Raw genomic sequence first — 4,270 nt, 5'->3', positions numbered from 1 at the left:
GCTTCAGGCAGCGTCGGATCTCCCGAAGGGACTTGCCCTCGGCTGTTCGACGATGGACATAGGCTTTCGTTTCGGGATGGGAGCGCATCCGGACAACGGCCACGCGGTGCAGCGCAGCGTTGGCTCGTCGGTTGCCGCCCCTGTTGAGACGATGGCGGGTGGTCTTGCCGCTGGATGCCGGGATGGGACAAACGCCGCAGAGCTTGGCGAAGGCGGCCTCTGAGCGGATACGCTCGGGATTGTCGCCAAGGACGATAAGCATCTCCGCGATCGTGCCGACGGCGATGCCCGGCGCCGCCATTAAGGCCGATGCCTGGTGACGAACCAGCCTTTCGAGCGCATCGTCGAGTTCGCGGATCTCGGCGGCGAGGGTGAGCCAGCGCCGGGCCAGCATGCGCAGTGCTGTCAATCAGCATCCAAAATTGACCCCTGATAAGCGTGCAAGATTGACCCCGGATCTGGGTTTCCGACGGGGGTTCTGGATGGGCTAGTTGCGGTTTCTGAACCGCCAGCTGGCGTTGCCGGTCTCGATGATGTCGCAGTGATGGGTGAGGCGGTCGAGCAGAGCCGTGGTCATCTTGGCGTCGTTGAACACGGTGGGCCATTCGGCGAACAGCAGGTTGGTGGTGACGAGGATGGAGGTCTGCTCGTAGAGGCGGCTGAACAGATGGAACAGCAGCTGGCCGCCGGACTGAGCGAAGGGCAGATAGCCGAGCTCGTCCAGTACCACGAGGTCCAGCCGTGTCAGCTGCTCGGCCAGGCGACCGGTCTTGCCGGCGCGCGCCTCGGCTTCGAGGCGGTTCACCAGGTCGATGACGGTGTAGAACCGGGCTCGGCGCCCCAGGCGGATGCAGCTGAGCGCGATGGCGACCGCCAGATGCGTCTTGCCCGTGCCGGTGCCGCCCACCAGCACGGCGTTTCGCTGGCTGTCGAGGAACGCGCCGGTGGCCATGTCGCGCACCAGTGCCTCGTTGATCGGGGTGTCCGTGAAGTCGAACTCGGCGATTTCCTTGATCAAGGGTAGCTTGGCGATGGTGACCTGGTAGCGGATCGAGCGCGCCTGTTTCTCAGCGATCTCGGCCTGCAGCAGGTTGCCGACGAGTTGCTGCACCGGATGCTGACGTTTGATGGCGGCGCTGAGCAACTCGTCATAGGCGGCTTTCATTCCGATGAGCTTGAGTTCGCTCATCAGCTCCAATACCTGATGTCGTTCCATGGCCTTGGCTCCTGAGTGTATCGTAGCGGCCGCAGTCGGCGATCGGCTCGTGCCGCAGCCGGAGTGCGTCAGGGGTGGGGATGCTCGGCGCCGCGACCTCGGGCCGCTGGCGCGACAGGGCGTTCAGCACCACGTCACTGCTGCACAGGCCTGCCCCCAGGGCCTCGCCGCAGGCCGCCTCCACGGCCGACAGCCCGTCCAACAGCACAGCCTGCAGGATCGCCACCATCTGCCGGTCGCCATCGGCGGTTCCGCGAAGCCGGCTCTGCACCCGGCCCAGGGCACCGGGCAGCACCCAGTCCTTGAACGGGGCGCCGTTGCGCAGCGCGCCGGGCTTGCGCGCCAGCACCGGTACGTAGTGCCAGGGGTCGTAGACGATCTGCTCGCGGCCAAAGCAGCGCGGGTGCTCGCCCACCACCTGCCCGTCCTGGCTGATGACGATCCTCTCGGCGTAGGCGTGCACCTCGACCGGCCGCCCCACGGCCTGGGACATGACCGAGTACTTGTTCTTGTCGTACATCACGAGACAGGTCTTGGAGACGGCGCAGGTGCGGGCATTGAACCCATCGAAGCTGCCGGCATAGGGGAGCAGGGCTGGCCGTTCCTGCTCGAACATCTCCCAGACCGGGAGGTCACGGCGCTCGGGATGCGGGTGATTGCGGGCGTGGTCCACGCACCTCTCGAGCAGCCATCCATTCATGTCATGAAAGCTCGGGAACTTCAGGCGTGGCTTGAAGAACCGGTTCCGCACCAACCCGACCTGGTTCTCGACCTGACCCTTCTCCCAGCCCGAGGCCGGTGTGCAGGCAGTCGGTTCTACCAGGTAGTGACTGCACATCTGCAAGAACCGGCGGTTGAACTGACGCTCCCGCCCAGCTCCCACGACATCCACCGCGGTACGCATGTTGTCGTAGATGCCGCGCTGGCAAGCACCCCGAAAAAACGCGAACGCCTTGTCGTGCGCGTCGAACACCATCTCCTGGCTCTCGCGCGGGTAGGCTCGCACGAACAGCATCCGGCTGTGACAAAGACGGACCTGTGCCACCCGCACCGCCATGGTGGCGCCGTGCACCACCACGACCTCCTGCGACCAGTCGAACTGGTAGGCCTCGCCAGGGGCAAAGCTCAGCGGAATATAGGCATCCGAGACAGCAGTCCCGCGCTGACGCTGCCGCGCCCGGGCGTAGCGGCGGACCGTGTCGTAGCCGCCGGTAAAGCCTCTCTCCTGCAGGTCCTCGAAGACCCGGATCAGGTCGAGCCGTTCGCGGCTGGGCAGGCGCTCATTGGCACTCAGCCGCCGCTCCAGCTCCTCCGTCCACGCCCCGAGCTTGGGCCGCGGCTGCACCTGCCGCTCGTAGGTGAACTTCGTCTCACCCGTGCGCAGCACACGCCGCACCGTGTTCCGCGCCAGGCCCATCTCGCGCGTGATCTGCTTGATCGATTTGCCATCAACAAAGTGAGCCCGCCGGATCCGGGCAATCATGTCCACGCTCAGCATCTCCCCCACCGCTCCTCTCCAGGAACGGCAGCATCTCAAATCCGGGGGGGTAGTTTTGGACGCCGATCACCCCTCCAACAGGGTTCCTATTCCATGCCGATCCACACCCGCCCGAGGATGACCACCTGGGCGTGGTGGAAGACCCCCCTTTTTCTGCCTCCGGCAGAAGGCGGCGCGCTGCGTAGGCCAGGGTGGAATAGTGCGGCACCTTCCACAGCCCGAGAGCCTTTCGGAGCTCCCCCCATTCGGCCACCAGGGTAACGAGGCCCCGGTAGTCAGTCCGCAGGAACTGGCGCAGCGTTGTAAGCGAGGCCTGCAGGCCCTCGCGGTCATCGGTTGACGCTGAGGCGCGTTCTTCGGCGGCCCATCGCCACGGCATGAGCTCGTCGATCCGGCTGTTGGGCCAGCCGTTGACGAGGCGGGTCAGCATGTCGGTGAAGTAGCGCTGCGGGTCGACGCCGTTCAGCTTGCAGGTTTCCACGAGCGATGCGACGGCGGCCCAGCGTGCGCCACCATCGTCACCGGAGGCGAACAGCGCGTTCTTGCGGCTGAGGCAGATCGGGCGGATGGCGCGCTCGACTGTGTTGGTGTCGAGCTCGATGCGGCCGTCGTCAAGGAACCGGACGAGGCCCTCACGGTGGTTCAGCGCGTAGCGGATGGCCTGCGCAGTCGGGCTGCCACCAGGCAGAGTGGCAAGCCGCTCCGTGAGCCAGGCGAACAGGTCATCGACCAGAGGTCGGCTCTGTTCCTGGCGGACGGCGCGGCGCACCTCGGGCGGCTTGCCGCGGATCTCGGTTTCGATGGCGTAGAGCGCGGCAACGCGCTGCAGGGTCTCGCTGGCGATCGGCGCCGCTTTACCCCTGGCCAGCTCGATGAACTCGCGCCGCACATGGCTCCAGCAGAATGCCAGCGTGATGCCGGCATTGCTCGCCGCCAGCGCCTTGTAGCCGCCATAGCCATCACACTGCAGGATGCCAGCATAGGTGCTGAGCAGGTCCTTCGCATGCTCGGCGCCGCGGCCTGGCGCGTAGTGGAACACCACTGCCGGTGGATCCGTCCCACCCCAGGGCCGATCGTCGCGCGCGATCGCCCAGGCAAAGCCCTTCTTCGTCTTGCCACGGCCCGGGTCGAGCACAGGCATAGTGGTCTCGTCGGCGAACAGCCGCGGCGAGGCCAGCAGGATCTCGTGCATTCGCCGGACCACAGGGACGATCTCAAGTGCGCCGGTGCCGCTCCAGTCGGCCAGGATCTCGCGTCCGATCTCGATCCCCTGCCGCGCCAGGATCTGCGACTGGCGATACAATGGCAGATGGTCGGCGTAGCGGGAGACCAGCACGTGCGCGACGGTCGCCTCGGTCGGCACGCCACCCTCGATCAGCCGGGCCGGCGCGGGCGCCTGCAGAACCACGCCGGGGCAGGCCCGGCAGGCGAGCTTCGGGCGCCTCGTCACGAGCACGCGGAACTGGGCCGGGATGACGTCGAGCCGCTCTGCGGCATCGGCGCCAATCTCGACCAGGGGGCCCTGGCAGCACGGGCAGGCCGTCGCCTCCGGCGCC

Annotated in this window: 3 protein-coding genes and 1 pseudogene; all 4 read right to left on the bottom strand. The window is 66.7% G+C overall.

The genetic code is table 11. The annotated features are described in order from the left end of the window. A partial coding sequence (locus tag ROTAS13_RS26535; RefSeq protein ID WP_253187722.1) for an IS110 family transposase occupies positions 1-301 on the bottom strand: 301 nt, incomplete at its 3' end. A gap of 186 nt (positions 302-487) precedes the next feature. Further along, the gene (istB, locus tag ROTAS13_RS20250) at positions 488-1,216 is read right to left on the bottom strand and encodes an IS21-like element helper ATPase IstB (protein ID WP_027297445.1); all 729 of its coding nucleotides are present in this window, start codon (positions 1,214-1,216) and stop codon (positions 488-490) included. Next, the gene (gene istA / locus ROTAS13_RS20245; protein ID WP_075823235.1) at positions 1,149-2,714 is read right to left on the bottom strand and encodes an IS21 family transposase; all 1,566 of its coding nucleotides are present in this window, start codon (positions 2,712-2,714) and stop codon (positions 1,149-1,151) included. Before istA ends, istB begins: the two co-directional genes overlap by 68 nt. Positions 2,715-3,072: 358 nt before the next feature. After that, positions 3,073-4,270: pseudogene (tnpC, locus tag ROTAS13_RS20240) on the bottom strand (IS66 family transposase); the annotation flags it as partial.

Origin of the sequence: Roseomonas sp. TAS13 (assembly GCF_001950415.1) — a bacterium.
Classification (GTDB): Bacteria; Pseudomonadota; Alphaproteobacteria; order Acetobacterales; family Acetobacteraceae; genus Roseomonas; species Roseomonas mucosa.
Note: the sequence above shows the minus strand (reverse complement) of the source record. Positions and strands in the feature narration are given on the sequence as shown.